This window comes from Burkholderia sp. AU16741, assembly GCF_002223345.1.
Lineage (GTDB): Bacteria > Pseudomonadota > Gammaproteobacteria > Burkholderiales > Burkholderiaceae > Burkholderia > Burkholderia sola.
The window spans coordinates 88063-114713 of the sequence record NZ_NKEZ01000004.1 but is presented as its reverse complement, the minus strand read 5'-3'; the positions used below and the strand labels follow the sequence as shown (position 1 = coordinate 114713).

General features: G+C 69.1%; 17 protein-coding genes. 9 read left to right on the top strand and 8 right to left on the bottom strand.

What is annotated here, in order from left to right; all coding sequences use genetic code 11:
- Positions 1-119: 119 nt before the first annotated feature.
- Entirely contained in the window at positions 120-1949 is a 1830-nt protein-coding gene (locus tag CFB89_RS11890; RefSeq protein WP_089468078.1) for a glycoside hydrolase family 15 protein, read from the bottom strand.
- 167 nt (positions 1950-2116) lie between these two features.
- On the opposite strand from CFB89_RS11890, the gene CFB89_RS11880 reads away from it, so the two are divergent.
- Positions 2117-3364 carry a lactonase family protein gene (locus tag CFB89_RS11880; RefSeq protein ID WP_089468077.1) on the top strand — a complete coding sequence of 416 codons (1248 nt, stop codon included), beginning with the start codon at positions 2117-2119 and terminating at the stop codon, positions 3362-3364.
- A gap of 121 nt (positions 3365-3485) precedes the next feature.
- Here CFB89_RS11880 and CFB89_RS35290 read toward each other — a convergent pair whose 3' ends face one another.
- The gene (locus CFB89_RS35290; RefSeq protein WP_089468076.1) at positions 3486-8009 is read right to left on the bottom strand and encodes a DNA translocase FtsK; all 4524 of its coding nucleotides are present in this window, start codon (positions 8007-8009) and stop codon (positions 3486-3488) included.
- A gap of 177 nt (positions 8010-8186) precedes the next feature.
- Entirely contained in the window at positions 8187-8732 is a 546-nt protein-coding gene (locus CFB89_RS11870) for an META domain-containing protein (RefSeq protein ID WP_089468075.1), read from the bottom strand.
- Between the two features lie 216 nt (positions 8733-8948).
- Between CFB89_RS11870 and purT the strand changes: the two genes are divergently transcribed.
- The 4 genes from purT (at position 8949) to CFB89_RS11845 (ending at position 12785) form a co-directional block, all read left to right on the top strand.
- Positions 8949-10163: a formate-dependent phosphoribosylglycinamide formyltransferase gene (gene purT, locus CFB89_RS11865; protein ID WP_089468074.1), complete on the top strand. Its 1215-nt coding sequence runs from the start codon at positions 8949-8951 to the stop codon at positions 10161-10163.
- Positions 10164-10181: 18 nt separating this feature from the next.
- Positions 10182-10367, top strand: a complete 186-nt coding sequence (locus tag CFB89_RS11860; protein ID WP_089468073.1) for a DUF6726 family protein — start codon at positions 10182-10184, stop codon at positions 10365-10367.
- A 93-nt stretch (positions 10368-10460) separates the two neighbouring features.
- A complete protein-coding gene (locus CFB89_RS11855; RefSeq protein WP_089468072.1) occupies positions 10461-10841 on the top strand; it encodes an MliC family protein in 381 nt (126 codons plus the stop codon).
- 384 nt (positions 10842-11225) lie between these two features.
- On the top strand, positions 11226-12785 hold the full coding sequence (locus CFB89_RS11845) for a DEAD/DEAH box helicase (RefSeq protein ID WP_089468071.1): 1560 nt from the start codon (positions 11226-11228) through the stop codon (positions 12783-12785).
- 259 nt (positions 12786-13044) lie between these two features.
- Here CFB89_RS11845 and gluQRS read toward each other — a convergent pair whose 3' ends face one another.
- Positions 13045-13941: a tRNA glutamyl-Q(34) synthetase GluQRS gene (gene gluQRS / locus CFB89_RS11840; RefSeq protein ID WP_089468070.1), complete on the bottom strand. Its 897-nt coding sequence runs from the start codon at positions 13939-13941 to the stop codon at positions 13045-13047.
- A gap of 30 nt (positions 13942-13971) precedes the next feature.
- Entirely contained in the window at positions 13972-14826 is an 855-nt protein-coding gene (locus CFB89_RS11835; protein WP_089468069.1) for a sulfurtransferase, read from the bottom strand.
- A gap of 216 nt (positions 14827-15042) precedes the next feature.
- On the opposite strand from CFB89_RS11835, the gene dnaE reads away from it, so the two are divergent.
- From dnaE to CFB89_RS11820, 3 genes are all read left to right on the top strand, one after another.
- A complete protein-coding gene (gene dnaE, locus CFB89_RS11830; protein WP_089468068.1) occupies positions 15043-18576 on the top strand; it encodes a DNA polymerase III subunit alpha in 3534 nt (1177 codons plus the stop codon).
- 310 nt (positions 18577-18886) lie between these two features.
- Positions 18887-19978, top strand: a complete 1092-nt coding sequence (locus CFB89_RS11825) for a glycosyltransferase family 9 protein (protein WP_089468067.1) — start codon at positions 18887-18889, stop codon at positions 19976-19978.
- A gap of 178 nt (positions 19979-20156) precedes the next feature.
- Positions 20157-21335 (top strand): glycosyltransferase family 9 protein, encoded by a 1179-nt coding sequence (locus CFB89_RS11820; RefSeq protein WP_089468066.1) that lies wholly within the window; start codon positions 20157-20159, stop codon positions 21333-21335.
- Positions 21336-21473: 138 nt separating this feature from the next.
- On the opposite strand, the gene CFB89_RS11815 is transcribed toward CFB89_RS11820, so the two are convergent.
- The 3 genes from CFB89_RS11815 to CFB89_RS11805 form a co-directional block, all read right to left on the bottom strand.
- On the bottom strand, positions 21474-22754 hold the full coding sequence (locus tag CFB89_RS11815) for an O-antigen ligase (RefSeq protein ID WP_089468065.1): 1281 nt from the start codon (positions 22752-22754) through the stop codon (positions 21474-21476).
- Positions 22755-22886: 132 nt separating this feature from the next.
- Positions 22887-23729 (bottom strand): glycosyltransferase family 2 protein, encoded by an 843-nt coding sequence (locus tag CFB89_RS11810; RefSeq protein ID WP_089468064.1) that lies wholly within the window; start codon positions 23727-23729, stop codon positions 22887-22889.
- 120 nt (positions 23730-23849) lie between these two features.
- Positions 23850-24602 carry a glycosyltransferase family 2 protein gene (locus CFB89_RS11805; RefSeq protein WP_089468063.1) on the bottom strand — a complete coding sequence of 251 codons (753 nt, stop codon included), beginning with the start codon at positions 24600-24602 and terminating at the stop codon, positions 23850-23852.
- Between the two features lie 224 nt (positions 24603-24826).
- Between CFB89_RS11805 and msbA the strand changes: the two genes are divergently transcribed.
- Positions 24827-26578, top strand: a complete 1752-nt coding sequence (gene msbA / locus CFB89_RS11800; protein ID WP_256979667.1) for a lipid A export permease/ATP-binding protein MsbA — start codon at positions 24827-24829, stop codon at positions 26576-26578.
- Positions 26579-26651 lie beyond the last annotated feature (73 nt).

Genomic DNA, 26651 nt, shown 5'->3' with positions numbered 1-26651 from the left:
CAGCCGGACAATCTCGCCGATCATATCGGACAACGATCGGTGGTGCAATGCAACATTTCCCCGGCTTTTCATCATGGTGTTGCGATTTGACGATCTCTGAACAAGGCCGCCTGCGCCGCTCAGCGGCCGGTGGCCACGGCCGGCGCGGGCTGGCCGGCCGCGCGCGCCATCGCTTCTTCGTGGTGCATCAGGTTCATCGCGGTGTGCACGAGCGCCACGTGGGAGAACGCCTGCGGGAAATTGCCGACGAGCCGCCCGGCCACCGGGTCGTACTCCTCGGCGAGTAGCCCGAGGTCGTTCGACAGCGCGAGCAGGCGGCTGAACAGCCGATGCGCGTCGTCGATCCGGCCGAGCAGCGCGTAGCTGTCGACCAGCCAGAAGCTGCACGCGAGAAACGTGCCTTCGCCCGGCGGCAGGCCGTCGTCGTATTCGGTCGTGCGATAGCGCATCACGAGCCCGTCGTGCAGCAATTCCCGTTCGATCGCCTCGACCGTGCCGACGATGCGCGGGTCTTCCGGCGGCAGGAAGCCGAGCTGCGGCAGCAGCAGCACGCTCGCGTCGAGCTCGTCGCTGCCGTAGCTCTGCGCGAACGCCTGCTTGCCTTCGTGCCACGCGTTCGCGCAGACGTCCGCATGGATCCGCTCGCGCAGCGCGCGCCAGCGGTCGAGCGAGCCGGGCAGCCGGAACATTTCCGCCGACTTGATCGCGCGGTCGAACGCGACCCACGCCATCACCTTCGAGAACGTGAAATGGCGGCGGCCGCCGCGCGTTTCCCAGATCCCTTCGTCGGGTTCCTGCCAGATCTTCTCGAGGTGGTCGAGCAGCGCGCACTGCACGGACCAGACCGTGTCGTCGGCCTGCAGGCCGCCCACGCGCGCGAGGTGCAGCGCGGCCATCACCTCGCCGAACACGTCGAGCTGGAGCTGGTTCGCGGCGCCGTTGCCGACGCGCACCGGCAGCGAGTCCTGGTAGCCGGGCAGCCAGTCGAGTTCCATCTCCGGCAGCCGGCGCTCGCCGGCGATCCCGTACATGATCTGGATCTGCTCGGGCGAGCCGGCCATCACGCGGCCGAGCCACGTGCGCCACGCGCGCGCCTCGTCGTAGTAGCCGCCGCGCATCAGCGCGAGCAGCGTGATCGTCGCGTCGCGCAGCCAGCAGTAGCGGTAGTCCCAGTTGCGGTTGCCGCCGATCTTCTCGGGCAGCGACGTGGTCGGCGCGGCGACGATGCCGCCGGTCGGCTCGTACGCGAGCGCCTTCAGCGTGATCAGCGAGCGGCGGACGGCGGCCGCGTAGCGGCCCTGCACCTGGCAGCGGCCCGACCATTCGAGCCAGTAGTTTTCGGTGCGCGCGAGCATCGACAGCGGATCGCGCGCCGGCGGCAGCCGCATGTGCGACGCCGCGTAGCCGAGCGAGAACGGCACGCGCTCGTCGGCGCTCACCGTGAATTCCGCGAGCGTGTGGAGGTTCTTGCCGGTGAGCGGCACCGGCGTGCGCAGCACGACGGTATCGGGGCCGGCGATGGCCTTCATGCCGTCCTCGCGGGTCAGTTGCGTGACCCACGGAATCGAGAAGCCGTAGTCGAAGCGCAACACGAGCTCCATGCGCATCTTCATCGTGCCGTGGCGGCCGACGACGATGCGCACCAGTTCGGACCAGCCGTTGCCGGGCGGCATGAAGTCGATCACGGTGACGGCGCCGTCAGCGCTTTCGTAATCGGTTTCGAGAATCAGCGTATCGCCGCGATAGCGGCGTGTCGTGTGCGTGATCGCGGCGTCGGCGGCCGGAGCAAGCAGCCAGCGGCCGTGCTCTGGCGTGCCGAGCAGCGCCGCGAAGCAGGCGCCCGAATCGAAGCGGGGCCAGCACAGCCAGTCGACGGAGCCGTCTTTTGCGATCAGCGCGGCCGTATGGCCGTCGCCGACGAGGGCGTAGTCTTCGATCAGGGCGGGCATGGGCAGGCGATCCTTGGGTATTCGAGTTTCACAATGCGGACGTCGGCGGCCCGGACTTCACGCCCGGGCGCCGCGCCCCGTATACTCGGCCGGGCGGCGGAGCGCATGAACGGCCGGCGTTTCGTCCTATCTCAACACTTGAAGCGACTCGATGCAAGGAGGATTCAATGCCCAACCGTTTACGGGAGCGTGACGCACGCGCTTCGACACGAGGGTTCCCGCTTAGGTTCGCTCACTGGATGAAAGGTTTCGCGATCGTGCTGTCCCTGTCCGCGACCCACGCATTCGCGCAGCAATCGTCCGCCCCGGCCGACGGCGTCTACAACCTGCTCGTCGGCACCTATACGGGCGGCGGCAGCGACGGGATCTACGTGTACCGCTTCGATACCAAGACCGGCAGCGTCGCGCCGGTATCGTCGGCGAAGACCGTGAATCCGTCGTATCTGTTGCCTAGCCGCGACGGTCGCACCGTCTACGCGGTCAACGAGCTGCCCGGCGACGACGGTCCCGCGACGCAGCGCGGCGGCGTCAGCGCGTTCCGCTTCGACGCGAAGACGGGCGCGTTGAGCTTCATCGATCGCGTATCGTCGGAAGGGAACGACCCCTGCTATCTCGCGCTGTCGCCGGACGGCAGGTATCTCGTGACCGCCAATTACTCGGTCGCGGCCGATCCGGGCGGCAGCTTCGCGGTGTTCCCGCTGCGCGACGACGGCGCGGTCGGCCAGGCCGTGCTGACCGTTCATCACGAAGGCACCGGGCCCGTGAAGGGCCGTCAGGACGGCGCGCACGTGCATTCGACGGTGTTTTCGCCGGACGGCCGTTACCTGTTCGTGCAGGATCTCGGTACGGACAAGATCTACGGCTACCGCTACACGGTGGACGGCAGCCGCGGGCTGATCAGCCCGACCGACACGCGCTACACGCCGGTGAAAGCCGGCTCCGGCCCGCGTCACATGGTGTTCGGCGCGGACGGCCGCTTCGCGTACGTGACGAGCGAGCTCAACGCGTCGGTCGAGGTGTTCGGCTATCACGACGGCAAGCTGACGCCGGTCCAGACGGTGCCGATGACGGCGCCGGGCTTCAAGGGCAAGGTCGGCGGCGGCGCGATCCACCTGTCGCCGGACGGCCGCTTCCTGTATGCGAGCAACCGCGGCGACGCGAACGACCTGGTGATCTACGCGGTGAACCAGGCCGACGGCCGGCTCAAGCGTGTCGGCCGCCAGTCGAGCCTCGGCAAGACGCCGCGCGAATTCCTGATCGATCCGACCGGCAAGTGGCTGATCGTCGGCAACCAGGATAGCGACACGTTCTACGTGTTCAGTCGCGACGTCGAAACGGGGCAGCTCGGCGCGAATCCGCAGAAGGTCGCGGTCGGCAAGCCGGTGGATTTCAAGCTGGTGCCGGTCGCGCAGTAAATCGCGGCCGATTCCCGGTCGATGCAGGAAGGGCGCTGCCGAGGCAGCGCCCTTCCTATTGGGGGCAGCCGCTTGCGCGGCGCGCCCGTATCGACGAGTCGCGGCCGGCGGGCCGCCGGCCTCAGTCGGCCGCGGCCGGCACGAGCACCTCGCGGCTGCCGTTGATGCCCATCGCCGACACGAGGCCCGCGGCTTCCATCTGCTCGACGAGCCGCGCCGCGCGGTTGTAGCCGATGCGCAACTGCCGCTGCACCGACGAGATCGACGCGCGCCGCGTGCGCACGACGAACGCGACGGCTTCGTCGTACAGCGGATCGGCTTCCGCATCCGGCGCATCGCCGAACAGGTCCTGGGTCGCGCCGTCGGCGGCCGGGCCGTCGAGAATCCCTTCCTCGTACTGCGGTTCGCCGAACTGCTTCAGATATTCGACGATCCGGTGCACTTCCTCGTCGGCGACGAACGCGCCGTGCACGCGCTGCGGATAACCGGTGCCCGGCGGCAGGAACAGCATGTCGCCCATCCCGAGCAGCGACTCGGCGCCCATCTGGTCGAGGATCGTGCGCGAGTCGATCTTCGACGACACCTGGAATGCGACACGCGTCGGGATGTTCGCCTTGATGAGGCCCGTGATCACGTCGACGGACGGCCGCTGCGTCGCGAGGATCAGGTGGATGCCGGCCGCGCGCGCCTTCTGCGCGAGGCGGGCGATCAGCTCCTCGATCTTCTTGCCGGCGACCATCATCAGGTCGGCCAGCTCGTCGATCACGACGACGATCAGCGGCAGCGTCGACAGCGGCTCCGGATCCTCGGGCGTCAGCGAGAACGGGTTGCCGATCTTCTTTTCCTTCGCTTGCGCGTCGCGGATCTTCTGGTTGAAGCCCGCGAGGTTGCGCACGCCGACGGCCGACATCAGCCGGTAGCGCTTCTCCATTTCGCCGACGCACCAGTTCAGCGCGTTCGCCGCGAGCTTCATGTCGGTGACGACCGGCGCAAGCAGGTGCGGGATGCCTTCGTAGACCGACAGCTCCAGCATCTTCGGGTCGATCATGATGAGCCGCACGTCTTCCGGCGTCGCCTTGTACAGCAGCGACAGGATCATCGCGTTGATCGCCACCGACTTGCCCGAGCCCGTCGTGCCGGCCACGAGCATGTGCGGCGCCTTCGCGAGATCGGTGACGACCGGGTGGCCGGTGATGTCCTTGCCCATCGCGATCGTCAGTTGCGACGGCGAATGCTGGTACTGGCGCGATTCGAGGATCTCCGACAGGCGGATCATCTGGCGCTTCGCGTTCGGCAGTTCGAGGCCCATGCAGGTCTTGCCGGGGATCGTCTCGACGACGCGGATCGACGTGAGGCCGAGGCCGCGCGACAGGTCCTTCATCAGCCCGACGATCTGGCTGCCGCGCACGCCGAGCGCCGGTTCGATCTCGAAGCGCGTGATCACGGGGCCGGCCGACGCGCCGACCACCGTCACCGGCACCTTGAATTCCTGCAGCCGCTGTTCGATCACCTGCGCGGTTTGCGCGAGGTGCTCCTCGGTGATCGTTTCGACGTCGTCGGACGCGGGCTCGAGCAGGTCGAGCGTCGGCAGTTCGACATTGAACGACGCCGGTGCGTGGAATTCGAACGCGTTCGGGCGCGGCTGAGGGGCGAGGGGCGCGGCCGGGGCCGGTTCGGGCGGCTCGATCGCATCGGTGGCCGGTGCGCCGATCGGCGGGATCGCGAGGGGCGGCGGCGCGGAAATGACGGTTGCCGGCGTGGCCGGGAGCGCCGCGCCGGGAACGGTTGCTGTGGGCGGTGCAGCGGTCACGTCATGCGACATGGGCCAGCTTGCCGACGAGGCGGCAGGCGCGGGCGGTGTCGTGAACGGCCGGGTTGCGACTGCGGCAGGGACGGCCGCGATCGACGGAGCCTGCGTCGCAGCGGCCGCACCGAGGGCCGTCGGCGATCCGGCCGCAGCGGCAGGCGCGGCTGCGCTCGGGTAGGCCGAAGTCGCGGCGGTCGTGGTCGGCGGCGCGATCGTACCGGAGGACGGTGACGCCGTGGCCGACGCGGCGGGCGACACGGGCAGGCCGATTGCCGGCTGCGGAGCGACTGCGCCCGATGAGCTTGATGTCGTGAAGGTCGTCGGGCCGATCGACGTGGTTGCCGTGTCGGTGGACAACGTCGATGCCGGCGCGGAAGACGGTGCAGCGATGGGCGCGGACGTGCAAGTCGCGACTGTCGCGGTGGCCGGCGCCGGTGTTGCGGGCGCTTGTGCGGTCGAACCGAACGTCGAGCCGGGCGTGCCGGTCGTCGACGGCATCCCGGCGCGCGCATCGGTCGATGCGGACGTCGAAGCGAGGGGAGGCGAGCCGTAAGTCATGCCCGCGACACCGGCAGGCGGTGCCGATGCGGCCGAAGTAACGGGCGGCGCCGATGCGGCCGGTTGCGACAGCGAAGCGGACGCGGTGCCGGTTACGCCGACCGGCGAAACGGCGGCGACGGGCGCGATGCTCGATGCGGAGGCGGTCGAATCAGGCGCCGTGCCGACTTGCGACGATGTAGCGACGGCCGAAGCCGTCGATGCCGCGGCAAACGGCTGAACCGTCGGCGATTTCGGCAATTCCGCGGCGACGGTCGTCGGTGTCGCGGCCGGCTGCATCGTCGACGGCGTCCAGTATGTAGCGGGCGTCGCGCGTTGAGCGACGCCCGGCAGCGGTGCGGCGGGGTCCGCGTCAACCGGCTGCGCAGCGTTCGGTGCGATCCGCGACCCGGCCGGTGCGGATGTTGCCGCAATCGACGTGGTCTCCGAAAGCGCGCGCGCCGACGTTCCCGCCATCGACGAAGAGGGAAGGGCCGCGAACGGAGCGATGCTGTCGGCCGGTTTCACGTCGGCGTGTGCATCGGCAACCCCTTGACGCAAATAAGCCGGTGCAGCGCGATCCATTGCAGGCGCCGGGTCGTCGATATCGACGGACCCGGTCGGCTCGCTGGTGCCGACGTCGCGAACGACTGCATCGCGTGCCGGCGCGAACGCCGAATGAGCGGATTCCGATCCCACGGTGTGCGCCAGCGACTCGGCGATCGGGTTTTGGGTCGACACGTCGAGCACAGAAACCGGCGGGCTGACGACGTCTTCCCAAGGCGCGAGATCGATGGCTGCGTCGCTCGACGGTGCGGCGGCGCGTCCGAATGCCGGCGCGGCCGGCGCTTCGTCGACCGGAGGGATCTCGTCGTCGGCACGATGCGAGACCGCGGCCTCGTCGATGCCGGTATTCGACCGTGCGTGCGGTTCGGCGTTATCGAAGGCAGGAGTGAGCCCATCGCCGACCGGAGCCTGCGCGATGCCGGATGCCGCCGGCATGAAGGCGTCGAGCACGATCGGTGCGTCGTCGTCGTACGCGGGCGCGGCAGCGGGTTCGGCCGAAACATTGGCGTCCCGGGTTGCGACGCCCTGCGCTGCGGAGGCGAACGTATTCGACGCGGCCGCCGATGCCGGCGCGGCGACGCCGCCTGCTGCCGCGGCTACGCCACCGGCCACGGCAGCGGCTGCGGTCGCCGTTTGCGTTGCATCGCCCGACTGCGCGCCGCCCAGCGTTGCCCATTGCGCGGTGCTGGCCTCGATCGAGCGCAGCGTGTCGTGAACGCTCGGCGCGGGCGTAATCGGCGCGGCCGGCTTCTCGTTCCACGCATAGAGCGGCGCGCGGGCCGGCGCGGGCGGCGCCGGGCGGCGTCGTGCCGCGTCCGGCGACAGGCCGGCTGCCGTCGTGCCCGCGACCGGGCGCACCGGCGGACGCTGCGGCTGCGTGGCAGCCGGTCGTGGCGTGACCGTGGCGCGCGGCGTCGTCTGCGTCAGCGCGGCGGTGGCCGGCCGCGCGACGGTCGGACGCGGCCGGACGGGTTCGAATCCGGCCGGAAGCGGAGCCGGCGCGGGGCGCGGCATTTGCGCGTTCGCCGCGGCGCGCGCGAGGCTGGCGGTGCTGCCGGTGGTCGGCGGCGGCATCGCACTGGCCGGAATCGGCGCGGGCGCCGCCGGCGTGCGCTGCGGCGTGGCCGGCTTCAGCCAGCCCGACGGCGCGACGGGCTCCGCAAGCGGGCGCGGCGGTGTCTTGCCGCGCGGCTTCGGTCGCGCCTGCGGATCGGGTTTCCACACGGTCGGACGCGAATACCGGCCATTCTGGCGTGGCGCCATCGAATTGACGGTGTGTGCGGTGGTCGGCTGTACGACGTCGTCGTCGCGATGCAGCGCGCTGCGCGGCAGGTCGGCGATTCCGCGCGCGTCGTCGTCGCCGCCGTCGCGCGACAGCTTGACGCCGAACGACGTGTCGACCCACGCGGCGAACTGCCGCCAGCCGATGCCGGACAGCCAGGGCAAGCCGGCGAAGAACAGCACGACCATCGCGACAGGCGTGCCGATCGGGCCGAGCACGTGGGCGAAGCCGGCCGAGAACGCATGGCCGAGCGCGTTCGTGTCGGGGCCCGACAGCGGGCTCGTCAGCGTGCAACTGGCGACGAATACCGCGACGAAGCCGAGCCACAGGCGGATCGAGCCGCGGCCGGCAAGCCCGCCGCCGCCGGGCAGCATCGCCTGCACGAGACGCCAGAAGAGAAGGAGGAACCAGACGGCGGAGATGCCGAACCAGCCGAAGACAACCGTGTGCATGCTTTGAAACAGGAGTGGGGAGGGGCGCGCGGGGCGCGACCCGCCGAGTTTAACCGGCCGGCGAACAAGACTCTAACGCGGCGTGATTCCGATTCACGCCGCACGACGCACGTGGATGGCACATGCGCGTGGCGCGCCACGCGAAGGCGGTCGGTCGGCCTTCGCGCGCGCCGTGCATCAGGGGCTCCGGTGCGTGAACGTCAGCGTTGCGCCGGCCTGGGTCACGATCTGCAATTGCTGGGGCGCGCGCATCTGCACGCCGGTCTTCTCGATGTGGGCGAGCGCGTCGAGGTACGCGGCTTCGAGCTGGCCGCCGAGCGTGTTCGGGCAGGCCATCCGCGTGCCGGCGAGCGGGCCGAAGCTCAGCAGGCCGTTCTTGATCGCGTAGGTGCCCATGTAGCGGTTGCAGCCCGAGAACCCGCTCGCGCGCCGGATGCCCGAGTCGGTCGACAGCGCGAGCTTGATCGGCTCGCCGTTGTCGCCGTGCGGGATCGCGCGTTGCGTGCCGTCGGCGTTCACCCAACTGGTGAGTTCCCAGCTCGTGTCGTCGAGCAGCTGGACGGCGGCCGGGTTGTACGGGTCGGGTGCGGGGGCGGCGGAATCGGGATGGGTGGGCATCGCGCAGGCGGCGAGAAGCGTGGCAAGCGTCAACGCGCAGAGCGGCGCGCGCAACGGGCGAAGCAGGCCGGTGCGTGCGCGTGCGGCGGCGGACAGGTGGGACATGAGCCTCGTTCCTCTTCGGATTCTGATCAAGGCGTAAGAGTAACGCACCCGCCCCGCGACAGGCGAGCCGACACTTCGCGCGCGAAAACGTTCGCGGGCCGCCCACGGGCCTCGCGCGATCACGCGCGATTGCGGCCAAACCGCCCAAACCGGCGCCGATGCCCGTGTTAACATCGAAGCCGTTTTCGTCCTCCAACAGAACCAGCGGGAAATCACATGCAGATCGGTCAGCGGCTCGGTACGCCGCTTTCACCCTCGGCCACGCGCGTCATGCTGCTCGGCGCGGGCGAGCTCGGCAAGGAAGTCATCATCGCGTTGCAGCGTCTCGGCGTCGAAGTCATCGCGGTCGATCGCTATCCGGATGCGCCGGGCCATCAGGTCGCGCATCGCGCGCACGTGATCGACATGACCGATTCGGCCGCGCTGCGGGCCGTCGTCGAGGCCGAGCGCCCGCACCTGATCGTTCCCGAGATCGAGGCGATCGCCACCGACGCGCTCGCGGCGATCGAGGCGGCCGGCCTCGCCGAGGTGATCCCGACCGCGCGCGCGACGCAGCTCACGATGAATCGCGAAGGGATCCGCCGGCTCGCGGCCGAGGAACTCGGCCTGCCGACTTCCCCGTACGCGTTCGCCGATTCGTTCGACGCCTTCCGCGCGGCCGTCGCGAAGATCGGCATGCCGTGCGTCGTGAAGCCCGTGATGTCGTCGTCGGGCAAGGGGCAGTCGGTCGTGAAGACCGACGCCGACGTGAAAGCCGCGTGGGACTACGCGATGGCGGGCGGGCGCGTGAACCACGGCCGCGTGATCGTCGAGGGCTTCGTCGATTTCGACTACGAGATCACGCAGCTGACCGTGCGCGCGATCGACCCGGCGACGCTCGACACGCGCACCTATTTCTGCGAGCCGGTCGGCCACGTGCAAGTGGCGGGCGACTACGTCGAATCATGGCAGCCGCAGCCGATGAGCGCGGCGGCGCTCGAGAAATCGCGCGAAATCGCGCATAAGGTGACCGAGGCGCTCGGCGGGCGCGGGTTGTTCGGCGTCGAGCTGTTCGTGCGCGGCGACGACGTGTGGTTCTCCGAGGTGAGCCCGCGGCCCCACGATACGGGCCTCGTCACGCTCGCGTCGCAGCGCCAGTCGGAATTCGAGCTGCATGCGCGGGCGATTCTCGGGTTGCCGCTCGATCCGGCGCTCGGCACGCCGGCTGCGTCGGCGGTGATCTACGGCGGGCTCGACGAGCGCGGGATCGCGTTCGAAGGCGTACGCGACGCGCTCGCGGTGCCGGGCGCGGACCTGCGCCTGTTCGGCAAGCCGGAAAGTTTTGCGAAGCGGCGCATGGGCGTCGCGCTGGCGACCGGCGCAACCGTCGACGAAGCCCGCGAACGCGCGAAGCGCGCGGCCGCGGCTGTGCGGCCCGTGTCGGCGCGCTGACGGAACGAGGAGACGACGATGGCGTCGAGGTGGTCGCGTATCGGAAAGCTGGGCGCCGTGCTGGCGCTCGTCGCGAGTCTCGCGGGCTGCGGCCTCGCGGCCGCGCCGTGCCGGGTGGCGTCGGCCGGGCTCAAGATCGTGCCGCTCGTCGGCCATGTCGCCGCGGCGCCGACCGATGCGTGCGCGGACGTGATCGACCCCTGATTCCGGCAGTCGGCGCGATTGCCCGCCGGCCTCATAAACAATAACCGCGCGCCCTTCGACGGCGCGTTTCCACCGTCTCGTGAGAGGACCTGCATGATTCGCCCAACCCTCGCCGCGCTTGCGCTCGCCGGCAGCGCCGTTTCCGGCGCGCATGCCGCGCAACTGACCGTCGAAGAAATCGACGCCGACGCGCGCCAGCCCACGGTCTACCAGTGCGCGAACCACAAGGCGCCGGTGCGCGTGTCGTACTGGCTCGCGGGCAACGGCCAGAGCTTCGCGCTCGTGCCGGTCGACGGCAAGCAGATGCTGTTCGTCGACACGGTGTCGGGGTCGGGCGCGCGCTATCAGGCCGGCCGTTATACGTGGTGGACGAAGGGCAAGGAAGCGACGCTGCGCGACGAGATCGCCGACCCGAAATCGCCGCCGCTGCTGGCCGACTGCGTGCAGGTCGAGAAGAAAAAGAAGAAGGGCTGAGCGGTGCGCGCGGCGCCTATACGGCCGGGTCGACCGGCTGCGTCGGGTTGAAGGCCCGATACGCGCGGCTGGCGGCGGGCATGCTGAGGCGAGATTGCGCGATCGAACCCCTAATAGAGTTCACCGGCCGATACGGTTACCCCGATCGGCCGGCTGCTCGCCCCCGCGAGCCCCGGCACACTCGCCGCATGAACCGCCGTCGCGACCATTCGCGGCGTTGTCACGGACAGATTCCCGCACGGTGCTACAATACGGCCCTTTCCGCCGGCATTCGCGCCGAACGGAGTCCGCACGGCCTGGCGTCCAGCGTTAGCATTGAACCGGTCCCAAGCACCAGAGCGGCGCCGCGCGGCGCGCCGCGGCTCCGTCTATTTCCGAATTGTGATGAGCGCAGGCCCGGCCGGCCTGACGCACGATGTCCCCGCCGCGCCTTTTGAGCGAAACGCCACCATGTCCGATTCTGTCGCCAAGCCCGTCGACGCAACCTTCGATCAATTCGGCCTTGCCCCCGATATCCTGAAAGCCATTGTCGAGCAGGGCTATACGACGCCGACGCCGATCCAGGCGCAGGCCATTCCGGTCGTGCTTGCCGGCCGCGACGTCATGGGCGCCGCGCAAACGGGCACCGGCAAGACCGCGAGCTTCTCGCTGCCGATCATCCAGCGCCTGCTGCCGCAAGCGAACACGAGCGCGTCCCCGGCGCGCCACCCGGTGCGCGCGCTGATCCTCACGCCGACCCGCGAACTCGCCGACCAGGTCGCCGCGAACGTGCACGCGTATGCGAAGCACACGCCGCTGCGCAGCGCGGTGGTGTTCGGCGGCGTCGACATGAATCCGCAATCGGCCGAACTGCGCCGCGGCGTCGAGATCCTGATCGCGACGCCGGGCCGCCTGCTCGACCACGTGCAGCAGAAGACGGCGAACCTCGGCCAGGTGCAGATCCTCGTGCTCGACGAAGCCGACCGGATGCTCGACATGGGCTTCCTGCCCGATCTGCAGCGCATCCTGAACCTGCTGCCGAAGGAGCGTCAGACGCTGCTGTTCTCGGCCACGTTCTCGGGCGAAATCAAGAAGCTCGCATCGACCTACCTGCGCAACCCGCAGACGATCGAGGTCGCGCGCAGCAACTCGACGAACGCGAACGTCACGCAGATCGTCTACGACGTCGCCGAAGGCGACAAGCAGGCGGCCGTCGTGCAGTTGCTGCGCGATCGCGGCCTCAAGCAGGTGATCGTATTCTGCAACAGCAAGATCGGCGCGAGCCGTCTCGCGCGCAATCTCGAACGCGACGGCGTGGTCGCGTCGGCGATTCACGGCGACAAGACGCAGATCGAGCGGATGCAGGCGCTCGACGCGTTCAAGCGCGGCGAGATCGAGGCGCTGGTCGCGACCGACGTGGCCGCGCGCGGCCTCGACATCGCCGAGCTGCCGGCCGTGATCAACTTCGACCTGCCGTTCAGCGCGGAAGACTACGTGCACCGGATCGGCCGTACCGGCCGCGCGGGCGCGACGGGCGACGCGCTGTCGCTGTGCAGCCCGAACGAGCGCAAGCAGCTCGCCGATATCGAGAAGCTGATCAAGCGTCCGCTCGACGTGCAGACGCTCACGCTCGACAAGCCGTCGCGCCAGCGTCACGACGAACGCGGCGGCGAGCGGGGCGGCGAACGCAACAGCGAGCGCGGTGGCGAGCGCGGCGGTCGTCGCGATCGCGACGAGCATCGCGGTGCATCGGGTCGCCGGTCGGGCAGCGCCGAGCGCGGCGGCCATCATCGCCGCCACGAAGCGCCGATCGACGATTTCTTCCTGAAACCGTACGAGCCGTCGGCGTCGGCGAAGCAGCCGGACGATGCGCAGCCCGCGCAGCAGCCGGAGAAGAAAGGGCCGAAGCGCCAGGTCGCCGCGCTGCTCGGCGGGTTCGGGATGCCGCGCAAGCCGTCGGCGTAAGCCGGACGGGGCGGCGCGTCAGCGCTGCCGGACAAGCGGGTGCATGCGACGAGCATGTGCCCGTTTTTCATTGGGCGACGCGATCAGGGTGGGGCGTGCGCGCGGCGGCGATTGCTTGCCGGCTGCGGCGGCGGATATTTCGAGGCTGTGGTGTCGCAGCGGATGCGGCACTCAGGCTTCCGTCACGCTTTCATGCGAGCGGATTCGCCGCGGATGGATGCTGGAACATAGTCGGTGCGGGCGGCGCCGTGCACGCGGTTCAATCGGTGCGCGGCCCGAAGCGACGTGCCCACGCATCGGTCGCGGCCGCGTAGAACGCGTCGATCGTATGGCCGGGTAGATCGCCATCGTCCACCAGACCGAGATGCGCGGCGGCCGCCCGCAGCGCCGGCAGCGGATCGTTGCGCTCGAGCGCCGTCGCGCCCGTCTGCTTGCTCAGCTTTTCGCCGTTCGCATCGATGACGACGGGCACGTGCAGGTATGCGGGCGTGGGCATGCCGAGGCAGTGCTGCAGGTAGATCTGGCGCGCGGTCGAATCGAGCAGGTCGGCGCCGCGCACGACGTGCGTGATGCCGGCGGCGGCATCGTCGACGACGACCGCGAGCTGATACGCCCATTGGCCGTCCGCGCGTTTCAGCACGAAATCGCCGACTTCGGTCGCGAGGTTCTGCGATTGCGTGTGCTGCCAGCGATCGTCGAACGCGACGAGTGCGGCATCGCCGTCGGGTACGCGCAGCCGCCATGCGCGCGCGGGCTTGCCGTGCAGGCCGGTGCGGCAGGTGCCCGGATACGCGAGCGTCGTGTGGCGTTCATGGGCGGCGCGCAGCGAATCGGCGATTTCCTTGCGCGTGCAGCCGCACGGATACACGAGCCCGGCCGCGATGAGCCGCTCGAGGGCGGCCGTGTAGGCCGCATCACGCGTACTCTGCCAGACGGGCGGTTCGTCGGGCGTCATGCCGAAATGCGCGAGCGTCGCGAGGATGTCGTCCGCCGCACCGGGCACCGTGCGCGGGCCGTCGAGATCCTCGATGCGCACGAGCCAGGCGCCGCCGTGCGCGCGTGCGTCGAGCCAGCTCGCGAGTGCGCCGACCAGCGAGCCGAAGTGCAGCGGGCCGGTGGGCGATGGCGCGAAGCGGCCGCGATAGCGGTGCTTCATCGGCGGGGCGGGGCGCGGTGCGACGCGGCGTTACGCGGCGCTGGCTGCCTGCGCGCAGGCAGGGCACGACTGGCCGGGCACGTAGCTCGGCGATCGTTGCGCTTCCGGCGTGACGACCGCGCGGCACGCGAAGCACGTGACGTTCTCGGTGGGCTGGAGTTGCGGATTCAGCGCGGTGCGGTAATCGAACACGAAGCAGTCGCCGTGATAGTGCGCGCCGCCGACTTCCTCGAAGTACTTCAGGATCCCGCCTTCGAGCTGGTACACGTTGTCGATGCCGATTTCCTTCATGTGGATCGCGGCCTTCTCGCAGCGGATGCCGCCGGTGCAGAACGACACGACCGTCTTGCCTTCGAGGTCGGCGCGGTTCGCGTCGATCACTTCCGGGAATTCGCTGAACTTGTCGATCCGGTAGTCGAGCGCGTTGTCGAACGTGCCGACGTCGACCTCGAACGCATTGCGCGTGTCGAGCATCACGACCGGACGGCCCGTGTCGTCGTGGCCGCGGTCGAGCCACGCCTTCAGCGTGCGCGCGTCGACGAACGGCGCGCGGCCGAGTTCCGGCTTGATCGCGGGCTTCTTCATCGTGATGATCTCGCGCTTCAGGCGCACGAGCATGCGGCGGAACGGCTGCGAGTCGGACAGGCTTTCCTTGAACTGCAGCGTCGCGAACTTGCCTTCGAACAGCGGATCGTGGCGGATGTATGCGATGAACGCGTCGGTGGCTTCGCGCGTGCCGGCGATGAACAGGTTGATGCCTTCCGGTGCGAGCAGGATCGTGCCGCGCAGGCCGAGTTCGTTGCAGCGGGCGGTGACGAGCGGGCGCCATTGCTCGTTCGCGTCGAGCGAGACGAAGTGGTAGGCGGCGAGGTTGACGATGGTCATGATGGTCCGACGGGAAAACGGCCGCACGGCGGCCCGCAAAAAAGGGTGCGAAGCCGGGGCGTTGATTCGAAAAACCGTATTATCCCGCAAACGGCGCGGGCATCGGTATCCGGCCGAACGGCCAGCCGCGCGACGCGTCGCCGCGTGCATCGGCCGAACGGCCAAAGCGGGCATTTTTTGGGCAGCGCGCGCGGCGAGGCGGCTACAATAGCGCCCATGTCAGATCCTCGCTTCGTCCATCTTCGCGTTCACTCCGAATTCTCGATCGCCGACGGCATCGTGCGCATTGACGACATCGTCAAGGCGGCGGCCGCGGACGGTCAGGGCGCGCTCGCGCTCACCGATCTCGGCAACGCATTCGGTCTCGTCCGTTTCTACCAGGAAGCCCGCGGCAAGGGCATCAAGCCGATCGCCGGCTGCGACGTCTGGATTGCCAATCCGGACGACCGCGACAAGCCGTCGCGGCTGCTGCTGCTGGTCAAGGACAAGGTCGGTTACCTGAATCTCTGCGAGCTGCTGTCGAAGGCGTGGCTCACGAACCAGTACCGCGGCCGCGCGGAGCTCGACGCGAGCTGGCTCGACGGCGAGCTCGCGCAAGGGCTGCTCGCGCTGTCGGGCGCGCAACAGGGCGATATCGGGATCGCGCTCGCCGCGGGCAACGAAGAAGCCGCGCGCCGTCACGCCGAGCGCTGGGCGCGGGTGTTTCCGGGCGGTTTCTACATCGAGCTGCAGCGTTACGGCCAGCCGGGCGCCGAGGCGTACATCCAGCAGGCGGCGACGCTCGCCGCGTCGCTGAAGCTGCCGGTCGTCGCGACGCACCCGACGCAGTTCATGACCGACGACGATTTCACCGCGCACGAGGCGCGCGTGTGCATCTCGGAAGGCGACATCCTCGCGAACCCGCGGCGCCAGAAGCGTTTCACGACCGACCAGTATTTCCGCACGCAGGCCGACATGGCCGCGCTGTTCGCCGACCTGCCGTCGGCGGTGGCGAACACGGTCGAGATCGCGAAGCGCTGCAACCTGAAGCTCGAGCTCGGCAAGCCGAAGCTGCCGCTGTTCCCGACGCCGGACGGCATGTCGCTCGACGACTATCTGGTCCAGCTGTCGAAGGAAGGGCTCGAGGCCCGTCTCGCGCAGTTGTATCCGGTCGAAGCCGAGCGCGACGCGCAGCGCGACACATACTACAAGCGCCTTGAATTCGAGTGCGGGACCATCACGAAGATGGGCTTCCCCGGCTACTTCCTGATCGTCGCGGACTTCATCAACTGGGCGAAGAACAACGGCGTGCCGGTCGGGCCGGGCCGCGGCTCGGGCGCCGGCTCGCTGGTCGCGTACGCGCTCGGCATTACCGACCTCGATCCGCTGCGCTACAACCTGCTGTTCGAGCGCTTCCTGAACCCGGAACGCGTGTCGATGCCCGACTTCGACATCGACTTCTGCCAGCACGGCCGCGATCGCGTGATCCAGTACGTGAAGGAGAAATACGGCGCGGACGCCGTGTCGCAGATCGCCACGTTCGGCACGATGGCCGCGAAGGCGGCCGTGCGCGACATCGGCCGCGTGCTCGACCTCGGCTACATGTTCACCGACGGCGTCGCGAAGCTGATCCCGTTCAAGCCCGGCAAGCACGTGACGATCGCCGACGCGATGAAGGAAGAGCCGCAGCTGCAGGAGCGCTACGACCACGAGGACGAAGTCCACCAGCTGCTCGATCTCGCGCAGCGCGTCGAGGGCTTGACGCGTAACGTCGGGATGCACGCGGGCGGCGTGCTGATCGCGCCCGGCAAGCTGACCGATTTCTGCCCGCTGTACACGCAGGGCGACGACGGCGGCGTGGTCAGCCAGTACGACAAGGACGACGTCGAAGCCGTCGGCCTCGTGAAGTTCGACTTTCTGGGTCTCACGACGCTGACGATCCTCGACTGGGCCGAGCGCTACATTCGCCGCCTCGATCCGTCGAAGGCCGACTGGTCGCTCGCGCAGGTGCCGCTCGACGATCCGGCGTCGTTCCAGATCCTGAAGAAGGCCAACACGGTCGCGGTGTTCCAGCTGGAAAGCCGCGGGATGCAGGGCATGCTGAAGGATGCGCAGCCCGACCGCTTCGAGGACATCATCGCGCTCGTGTCGTTGTACCGTCCGGGCCCGATGGACCTGATCCCGAGCTTCTGCGCGCGCAAGCACGGGCGCGAGAAGGTCGACTATCCGGATCCGCGCGTCGAACCCGTCCTGAAAGAGACCTACGGCATCATGGTCTACCAGGAGCAGGTGATGCAGATGGCGCAGATCATCGGCGGCTACTCGCTCGGCGGCGCCGACCTGCTGCGTCGCGCGATGGGCAAGAAGAAGCCCGAGGAGATGGCCAAGCATCGCGAGATCTTCGCCGAGGGCGCGGCGAAGAACGGCCTCACGCGCGAGAAGTCCGACGAAATCTTCGACTTGATGGAGAAGTTCGCGGGCTACGGCTTCAACAAGTCGCACGCGGCCGCGTACGCGCTGCTCGCGTATTACACCGCGTGGCTGAAGGCGCACCATCCGGCCGAATTCATGGCGGCCAACATGACGCTCGCGATGGACGACACCGACAAGGTGAAGATCCTGTTCGACGACTGCGTCGTGAACAACCTCGCCGTGCTGCCGCCGGACATCAACCAGTCGCATTACCGGTTCGAGCCGGTCGCGGAAGCCGACGGCACGCGCTCGCGCACGATCCGCTACGGGCTCGGCGCGGTGAAGGGCAGCGGCCAGAACGCGATCGAGGAAATCCTGCGTGCGCGCGAGGAACAGGCGTTCACCGACCTGTTCGACTTCTGCGAACGGATCGACCGGCGCGTCGTCAACCGCCGCACGGTCGAGGCGCTGATTCGCGCCGGCGCGTTCGATTCGCTGAACCCGAACCGTGCGCAATTGATCGCGTCGGTGCCGCTCGCGATGGAAGCGGCCGATCAGGCCGAAGCGAACGCGATGCAGGCCGGCCTGTTCGACATGGGCGCCGAGTCGCCGCATGCGCACGCGCTCGTCGACGAACCCGCGTGGGACGACAAGCGCCGCCTGCAGGAAGAAAAGGCCGCGCTCGGTTTCTACCTGTCCGGCCACTTGTTCGACGCGTATCGCACCGAAGTGCGCCGCTTCGTGCGGCAGAAGGTCGGCGACTTGAAGGAAGGGCGCGACAAGCTCGTCGCCGGCATCATCGCGTCGCTGCGCACGCAGATGACCCAGCGCGGCAAGATGCTGATCGCGCTGCTCGACGACGGCTCGGGCCAGTGCGAGATCACGATCTTCAACGAACAGTTCGAGGCGAACAAGGCGCTGTTCAAGGAAGACGAACTGCTGATCGTGCAGGGGCAGGCGCGCAACGACGCGTTTACCGGCGGCATTCGCTTTACCGCCGACACCGTGATGGATCTCGAACGTGCCCGCAGCCGCTATGCGCAGGCCGTGCGGCTGACGATGAACGGCAATGCCGATGCGCTGGCCCTGCGCCGCGTGCTCGAGCCGCACGTGTCGAAGGACGATCCGGCCGCGGCGAACGTGGTCGACGCGCCCGCGCCGCGCGGCGGCGGCCGCGATGGCGGTCGGCGCCTGCAGGCGCCGCTGCCGAACGGGCTCGCGGTCCAGATCCACTACAGCAACGCGCGGGCACAAGGCGAAATGCGCCTGGGCGATGCGTGGCGCGTGAAGCCGAGCGACGTGCTGCTGGCGGAGCTGCGCGCGGCGTTCGACGGCAGCGTCGTCGAAATCACGTACTGAGCGCGCGCTGCTTCGGCGGCGGTCGCGCAGAGGCGGCCCGTCGCATCGCCATCGTGCGGTGCGGCGGGCCGTTTTTACGTGCGGAGGGTGTCGGGGTCTTGGGCTGGCCATCCGGACGCTATACAATCCCGCGCTAACCGTCCGAACGCCGCGCCTGCCGCGGGTTCGCACGGCGAGCGGCGCCGACAGCACACGTAAACAGGGGCGGATCCGTGCGGCGTGCGATAGCGCGCGGCGGGGCAGGCCAGCGGACCAGGATGCCGGGGAACGGCCCGTCCCGACGATAAAAACTGATTGTCACCACACGACCATGGCCAAAGGGAACCCGACGACGCAGCGGATCCTCGTGATCCGGATTGATTTTCTGGGCGACATGCTGTGCACGACGGCGTTTCTCGGCGCGCTGAAAGCACGTTGGCCGGACGCGGAGCTGCATGTGGTCGCGAACCGCTACAACGCGGCCGCGCTGGCCGGAAACCCGGACGTGCACACGATCCACACCTACGTGTACAGCCGACAGTGCGAGCGCAACGACCGTCCCGGGCGGATGCGCGCATTCTTCGACCGGATGCGACTGGTGCGTCGTCTGCGCCGCTTGCGGTTCGATCTCGTGATCGTGCCGAACGGCGGCATGCATCGCAGCAGCATGCAGTTCGCGCGCCAGCTTCGCGCGAAGGACTGCCGCTGGCACGATGCCGAGACCGAATTCGACGACCGCAAGCCCGAGCATGTCGCGCAGCGGCCGATGTGCCACGAAGCGTTGTCGGGCTTCCGGCTCGTGCCCGAACTCGGTCGCGCCGATCTCGATCGGCTCGCGCTGTCGGTGCATCCCGATCGCACGCTGCAGGAAACGTGGCATCGGCTGCTCGGCGCGCGCACGAAGCCGCGCGTCGGGCTGTTCGTGTCGAACAAGGCGGTCGAGCGCCGCTGGCCCGCCGACCGCTGGCGCGACCTCGGCGAGCGCCTCGCACCGGTCGCCGACGTGATCGTGTTTCGCGATCCGGCCATCGGCCACGCTGCCGAAGGCGATGTGTGGCGCGACGTGAATGCACGGCATGTCGCGCCTGCGTCGGTCGCCGAGCTGGTGGCGGCCGCGAGCCTGCTCGATGCGATCGTCTCGGCCGACAGCGCGCCCGTGCATATTGCGTCGGCGCTCGGCGTACCGGTGGCCGCCCTCTTCGAGGACCGTCCCGAGAAATACCTGCGCTGGCATCCGCTCGGCGTGCCGCACGTGATCCTGCGCGCGGGCCCGACCGTCGACGCGATCGGTGTCGATGCGGTCGAGCGCGCGGTGCGCCACCTGCTGCCGCCGGCCGACCATCGCGACGAAGCCGCGGCCGATGCCGCGCTCGCGCAGCCGGCCGCCGCCACGTCACCCGTGATCGCGCCGATCGCCTCGTAGCGTCGTTGCGCAACGCGCAACCGCCGTGCGCGTCATGCGGCCGCGTGCCGCGTGCCGCGCGGCGCGCCGCTGGCGGGGCCGCATCGCGGCGGCCTCGCGCGGCCGGTGCGCGACGCCGCGCCGGCTGCTGCAAAATCCTGTACATTGCCAGCCTTGTTCAGCCAGCTAGACGATCGCCGTGGCCCTGTTTTCTTCCGCCCGTCCGCCCAGAACCATCCTCGTTGCCGCGCCGCGCCGTATCGGCGACGTGTTGCTGACGACGCCACTCGTCCGGTCGCTGAAGGCCCGCTGGCCGGACGCGCAGATCGACATGCTGGTGTTTCGCGGGACCGAGGGCGTGCTCGAGCACAATCCGGACGTGCGGCGCGTGATCGTGGTCGCGCAGCGCGCGGGGTTCGGCGAGCGGCTGCGCGACGCGCTGTCGATGTGGCGCCGCTACGATCTCGCCTGCGCGGCGCTGAGTTCCGACCGGCCGCGCTTCTACAGCTGGTTCGCCGGCCGCAAGCGGGTCGGCCTCGTCGACCCGAACCGCGTCACGTGGCTCACGCGGATGATGCTGAACGGGATCGCGATCAATCACCATGAATCCGCGCATACGGTCGTCAGTACGCTCGCGCTTGCGCCGGTGATCGGCATCGAGCCGGTGTCCGAGGTCGTCGCGCCCGGCATCGGCGACGATCCCGCGCGGCGCGCGCGTTTCGACGCGTGGCTCGCCGAGTCGCCCGCGATCCGCGCCGGCAAGCCGCTGGTCGTGCTGCATCCGTATCCGATGTTCCGTTACAAGCAATGGCGGCTCGACGGCTGGGTCGACATGATCGGCTGGCTGCGCGAGCAGGGCTTCGCGGTCGCGCTGTCGGGCGGCCCGGCCGATCGCGAGCGCGAGTATGCGGAGCAGGTGGCGACCGAGGCGGGCGGCGACGTGCTGAACCTGGTCGGCCGCCTGACGTTCGGCGAGAGCGCGGAGCTCGTGCGGCGCGCGCGGCTCTTCATCGGGCCCGACACCGGCGCGACGCACGTCGCGGCCGCGACGGGCACCGACACGATCGCGCTGTTCGGGCCGTCCGACCCCGTGCGCTGGGGGCCGTGGCCGCAGCACTGGCCCGCGACCGAGAATCCGTGGGCGCTGCGCGGCTCGGGCCGGCACGGGAACGTGTGGCTGCTGCAAGGGGAGGGCGACTGCGTGCCGTGCCGGCACGAAGGCTGCGAGCGTCATGTCGACAGCCGCAGCGACTGCCTCGTTCATCTCGGGGCGCAGCGCGTGAAGGCCGCGGCGGCCGAGATGCTCGGGCTGAATCCGCCGGGCCCGGCCGACGTCATCGTCGACACGTCGCGGCTGCACCGCGCCGGGTCCGACTGACGCGCGGCAAACGCGCGTTTTCTTCGTTCGCACGGGGCTTGTTTCGCGGCGAGCCCGCGCGGCTCGCCCGCATCGACGGCGGATGCCGCTGCCGCCGAATCCAGCCGGGCAGCGCAGCGGAACGTATGCCGGCGTACGCTACACGCTGCGCCGGATCGCCGACGTCTCGCGCGGCAGCGCTTCGCTGCGTTCGCCGCAACCGAGCAGGATGCCGGCCAGCAGCACGATCAGGTGCCCTTCGGCGAAATCCAGCAGCAGCGAATTCGCGAGACTGCCGATCGCGAAGATCGCGAGCCATGCGAGCAGCAAGTGTCGCGAGCGCGGATCGAGCGCACGGCTGCCGCGCGCGATCTGCACGATCAGATTGACGAACAGCAGCAGGCCGACCGTACCGAGCTGCACGGCCATCAGCAGGTATTCGTTGTGCGGGTTCGACGTGAGCTGGCCTTCGGCGGCCGTCTTGCCGGCCGTGAGCTTCTCGAATTCGGATTCGAGGCCGCCCGCGCCGTAGCCGATCACGGGGCGCTGGCGATACAGCTCGAGCCCCTTCTTGTACCACTCGAGGCGCAGCCCGGTCGACGTGGCCGCATCGCTCTGCCGGTATTGCTGCACTTCCGTCACGACCTTCGTCAGCCGGCCGTTGTGAACCGTGCATGCCGCAACCACGAGCGCGACGCCCGCCAATACGAGCGTGCCGGCGGCAAGCCCTGCGCGCAGGGCGGACTGTCGGCGCAGCAACAGCACGAAACGCACCGCGACGACGAGGATCAGCAGCAGCGCGATGACCTGCCCCGTGCGTCCCTGCAGCATCACGAACACGTTGACGAGCGACCACGCGGCGATGCCCGCGTAAGACGCGCGCGACAACGCGGTGCGGGCCGCCAGCGCGAGATCGGCCGCCTGGTAGAACAGCAGCGCGCCGAACATGCCGGCCGCGATGTGGTTCTTGAACACCCACGCGCGCGACAGCGGCAGCTGGGTCGCATGCGCCGGCCCGATCGCGGTGAGCCCGAGATAATTGGTCGTCGACAGCAGCAGGATCACGCACAGCGTGCCGAACCAGCAGCGCCGCACGATCGGCGCCCAGTTCGAATGACGGAACGCGAGCACGGCGAACGGCAGCAGCAGCAGCTTGTCGTACTTCGCGACCCAGTTCCACGCCTTGTTATGCGGCGCGACCGTATAGCTGACGCTCACGGCCAGCGCGGCCAGGATCAGCAGCGCCGCGAGCGAAGCCGGGTCGGCGACGAACGAGCGCAGGTCGCGCCAGAATTCGGGGGAAATCACGAGCGCGGCGGCGAACAGCCCGCAGAACACGTTGGTCAGCGCGGTCGAAACCGGCACCATGCAGAGCGCGGCGACGGCGAATGCACGGGCGGCGGTCAAGCGCCGCGTGGCGGGAGCGGAAAACGAAAGCATCGGAACCTGTCGTATGGACGAATGCGGCTTGTGGGCATCTGCACCGTGCCGCGTGTCCCGGCGGGAGACCCGGGACGAACGGCGCAGTATACGCGAAGCCGGGCAGGTTTCCGTGCGGTTTTCGGGGCCCGATCAGCTGAATGCGCGTTTGATCCGCGAGCGCAACAGCGCGCGCTTGAGGCGGCCTTCCACCACCGGTGTATCGAGCGCGATCTGCGTGCCGACCGGCTCGCCGCGATGCAGGTAGTAGCGGTCGAACGTCGCCTGCGTCATGCCCCATTTGTTCAGGAACTGGCGGCGGCCGTCGTTCTTGACGATCTTGCCGGTGCTCTTCTGCTGGAAGTGGTACACGAGGCTGTCGCCGACGCCGACGAAGATCCGGCAGCCGGCGTCCCAGAATTTCATCGAGAAGTCGTTGTCGCTGCTCATGCCCGGCGACAACTCGCTGCTGTAGCCGCCGATGCGGTTCCACCAGTCGCGGTGCACGAGGGTGGGCGGCCAGGTCGAGCCGAGCCAGTCCGCGCGCGCGAGCGTCGGGGCCGCGGCGACGAGGCCCGCCGCGTCGAACTGCTCGGCGTCGCGTCCGAAATTGCTGACGACCACGCACGGGTTGCGCGTGTCGACCGGCTCGACCATCGTGCCCGACAGCATGAACAGGTCGGTCGGCATCCGTTCGATGCGGCGCACGAGCGCCGTGTCCCAGCCCGGGCAGCAAAACATGTCGTCGTTCATGTAGACGACGTAGTCGCGCGTGGCGCGCGCGGCGGCGAGGTTGACCGCATGGCAGATGCCGATGTTGGCCGGCGACGCGGTGTGTTCGATCCCTTCGTCGCGCACCCAGTCGAGCGTGCCGTCCGAGCCGTCGTTCACGTGCACGATGATCTGGTGGTCGTACGCGGAATGCCGGCGCAGGCTGTCGACGACGAGCTTCAGGTACGGCAGGTTGTTCCAGGTCGGAATGATGATGGAGAACATGGCGGTCGGGTTCGGTGGTCGTCGTGACGGGCGGCGCGCGGCGCAGCCGCCCGGGCGGGCACGCGCGGTGCGCGCAACCCGGCATTGTAACGCCGGGCCGGCCGCGCACCGGGCGGGCGCCTAGCGGGCCGGCTCGTGACCGAGCTTCAGGAAGCGGTAGTACACGGTTTCCGCGTTGAACACCGCGATCATGAAGCCCGCGCGGCCGTCGAGGAACCCGCGCCGCAGCACGTAGGTGCGCACGAACGCCCACGCGCCGCGGCCGAGCGCCTTGCCGAAGCCGCCGCGCTGGCCGGCCGCGCGGCGCTGGCGCGCGCCGGCCGTCGAATACGCGTCGAGCTTGCGCACGACCGTTTCGAAATCCTCGTACGAGTAGTGCATCAGCTTGCCGGTCAGTCGCTGCGCGGCGGTATCGAACACGAGGCGCTCGTGCACGAGGTCGTCCGAGAACCGCGCGGCGCCGCGCCGGAACAGCCGCGGCACCCAGTCCGGATACCAGCCACTGTGGTGGATCCACTGGCCGCAGAAGCTCGACAGCCGGTCGAGCGCGTAGACCTGCGCGGCCGGCGCGCGGATCGCGTCGCGGATCGACTGCGCGAGTTCCGGCGTGACGATTTCGTCGGTATCGAGCGACAGGATCCAGTCGGTGCCGAGCGCGTCGAGCGCGCGATTCTTCTGCGGGCCGAAGCCCGGCCAGTCGCGCTCGACGATCACGCGCGCGCCGTGCGCCTGCGCGATCGTGACGGTATCGTCGGTGCTGCCGCCGTCGACGACGACGACGTCGTCGGCGAACGACAGCGCAGCGAGACACTGCGCGAGCCGCGCCGATGCGTTGAGGGCGATGAGGGCGACGCCGAGGGAGGGTTCAGCCATGAAATCGTCGGAAAGGCGGAGAAAACGGTGAGCGGCAGTATACCTTCGGCCCGGCCGCGGCCCGCATCGGCGACGGGCGTGCCCGCGGGGGCGGTGCAGCTATAATGTTGAGCCCTTTCCGGCACCCGCCCGGCAGGGCGCACCCCCGGGCGGCCACGCGCCGGGCGCCGCATCGCGGCTCAAGAAGGATTGCCTTGGAAACCCAGAACACTCTTCGCAAACCGATGGACGGCACCGGCACCTCGCCGGTCACGGTCCTCAAGCGCCTGTGGCCGTACATCCGGCCGCTCATCGGCATCGTGGTGCTCGCCGTGATGACGATGGGCGTCGTCGCGGCCACCGAAGCCGGCATTCCGGCGCTGCTCAAGCCGTTGCTCGACCACGGCTTCGGCTCGCACGGCAGCGACAGCGCGAAATGGTACGTGCCGATCGCGGTGATCGGCCTCGCGCTGGTGCGCGGTGTATCGCAGTACACGTCGAATTACCTGCTCAACTACGTATCGAACCGCATCCTGCTGCAGTTGCGGCTCGAGATGTTCCAGCGGATGCTCCACACGGGCGCGTCGTTCTTCCAGCGCGAAACCGCGAGCACGGTGATCAACGCGATCGTGTTCGAGGTCAACCAGATCCTGTCGGTGCTGACCGGCGTGATGGTCACGCTCGTGCGCGACTCGCTGACGGTGATCTTCCTGCTCGGCTACCTGTTCTACCTGAACTGGCGGCTCACGCTGATCGTCGCGGTGATCCTGCCGGGCATCGGCTGGCTCGTCAGCAAGATCAACCGCCGGCTGCGCCGCCTGAACCGCGAGCACCAGACGCTGACCAACGAGCTGTCGTACATCGTCGAGGAGACGGTCGGCGGCTACAAGGTCGTCAAGGTGCACAACGGCGAAGCGTACGAGATGGACCGCTTCACGACGATGAGCAAGCGCCTGCGCGGCTATGCGATGCGCATGACGATCTCGGGCGGCCTCGCGCAGCCGCTCACGCAGTTCCTCGCGTCGATCGCGCTCGCGGTCGTGATCACGATCGCGGTCGTGCAGTCGTCGAACGACCAGACGACGGTCGGCGGCTTCGTCGCGTTCGTCACGTCGATGCTGCTGGTGATCTCGCCGCTCAAGCACCTGATCGACGTCAACCAGCCGCTGCAGCGCGGGATGACGGCCGCCGAGCTGATCTTCGGGCTGATCGACGAGCCGGCCGAGCCGCAGGGCGGCGGGCGGCCGCTGTCGCATGCACGCGGCGAGATCGAGTTCCGCGCGGTGTCGTTCGATTACGGCGCGGCCGAACGGCCGACGCTCGACCGCATCTCGTTCAAGGTCGCGCCGGGTGAGATGATCGCGCTGGCCGGCCCGTCCGGGAGCGGCAAGACGACGCTCGTGAACCTGCTGCCGCGCTTCTTCGATCCGACGGGCGGCACGATCCTGGTCGACGGCGTGCCGGTTGCCGACTACGATCTCCACGCGCTGCGCAGCCAGATGGCGATGGTCAGCCAGGACGTCGTGCTGTTCAACGACACGATCGCCGCGAACGTCGCCTACGGGCAGACGCCCGATCGCGCGCGCGTGCAGGCCGCGCTCGAGGCAGCGAACCTCGCCGACGCGGTCGCCGCGATGCCCGACGGGCTCGATACGCTGGTCGGCGGCAACGGGATGCGGTTGTCCGGCGGCCAGCGCCAGCGGCTCGCGATTGCGCGCGCGATCTACAAGGACGCGCCGATCCTGATTCTCGACGAAGCGACGTCGGCGCTCGATTCGGAGTCGGAGCGCCACGTGCAGGCCGCGCTCGAGCGGCTGATGGAGGGCCGCACGACACTGGTGATCGCGCACCGGCTGTCGACGATCGAGCGCGCGGACCGCATCCTCGTGCTCGAGTCCGGCAAGATCGTCGAAGAGGGCAGCCACGACGAACTGCTGCGCCACGGCGGCCTCTACGCGCACCTGCACCGGATCCAGTACCAGCAGCAGGCGGCGTGACGCACGGTCAGGCGGCCGCGATGCCGTGTGCTAGTCTTCATCGGGCAGTCCCGGTCGTTTCTTGTTCGACGTG

Excerpts from the sequence above, each read along its gene's own strand:
- CFB89_RS11880 (WP_089468077.1), top strand. The coding sequence starts at position 2,117 with ATGCCCAACCGTTTACGGGAGCGTGACGCACGCGCTTCGACACGAGGG.
- msbA (WP_256979667.1), top strand. The coding sequence starts at position 24,827 with ATGGACGGCACCGGCACCTCGCCGGTCACGGTCCTCAAGCGCCTGTGG.
- CFB89_RS11855 (WP_089468072.1), top strand. The coding sequence starts at position 10,461 with ATGATTCGCCCAACCCTCGCCGCGCTTGCGCTCGCCGGCAGCGCCGTT.
- CFB89_RS11845 (WP_089468071.1), top strand. The coding sequence starts at position 11,226 with ATGAGCGCAGGCCCGGCCGGCCTGACGCACGATGTCCCCGCCGCGCCT.
- gluQRS (WP_089468070.1), bottom strand. The coding sequence starts at position 13,941 with ATGAAGCACCGCTATCGCGGCCGCTTCGCGCCATCGCCCACCGGCCCG.
- purT (WP_089468074.1), top strand. The coding sequence starts at position 8,949 with ATGCAGATCGGTCAGCGGCTCGGTACGCCGCTTTCACCCTCGGCCACG.
- CFB89_RS35290 (WP_089468076.1), bottom strand. The coding sequence starts at position 8,009 with ATGCACACGGTTGTCTTCGGCTGGTTCGGCATCTCCGCCGTCTGGTTC.
- CFB89_RS11805 (WP_089468063.1), bottom strand. The coding sequence starts at position 24,602 with ATGGCTGAACCCTCCCTCGGCGTCGCCCTCATCGCCCTCAACGCATCG.
- CFB89_RS11835 (WP_089468069.1), bottom strand. The coding sequence starts at position 14,826 with ATGACCATCGTCAACCTCGCCGCCTACCACTTCGTCTCGCTCGACGCG.
- CFB89_RS11825 (WP_089468067.1), top strand. The coding sequence starts at position 18,887 with ATGGCCAAAGGGAACCCGACGACGCAGCGGATCCTCGTGATCCGGATT.
- CFB89_RS11890 (WP_089468078.1), bottom strand. The coding sequence starts at position 1,949 with ATGCCCGCCCTGATCGAAGACTACGCCCTCGTCGGCGACGGCCATACG.
- CFB89_RS11810 (WP_089468064.1), bottom strand. The coding sequence starts at position 23,729 with ATGTTCTCCATCATCATTCCGACCTGGAACAACCTGCCGTACCTGAAG.
- CFB89_RS11870 (WP_089468075.1), bottom strand. The coding sequence starts at position 8,732 with ATGTCCCACCTGTCCGCCGCCGCACGCGCACGCACCGGCCTGCTTCGC.
- CFB89_RS11815 (WP_089468065.1), bottom strand. The coding sequence starts at position 22,754 with ATGCTTTCGTTTTCCGCTCCCGCCACGCGGCGCTTGACCGCCGCCCGT.
- CFB89_RS11860 (WP_089468073.1), top strand. The coding sequence starts at position 10,182 with ATGGCGTCGAGGTGGTCGCGTATCGGAAAGCTGGGCGCCGTGCTGGCG.
- dnaE (WP_089468068.1), top strand. The coding sequence starts at position 15,043 with ATGTCAGATCCTCGCTTCGTCCATCTTCGCGTTCACTCCGAATTCTCG.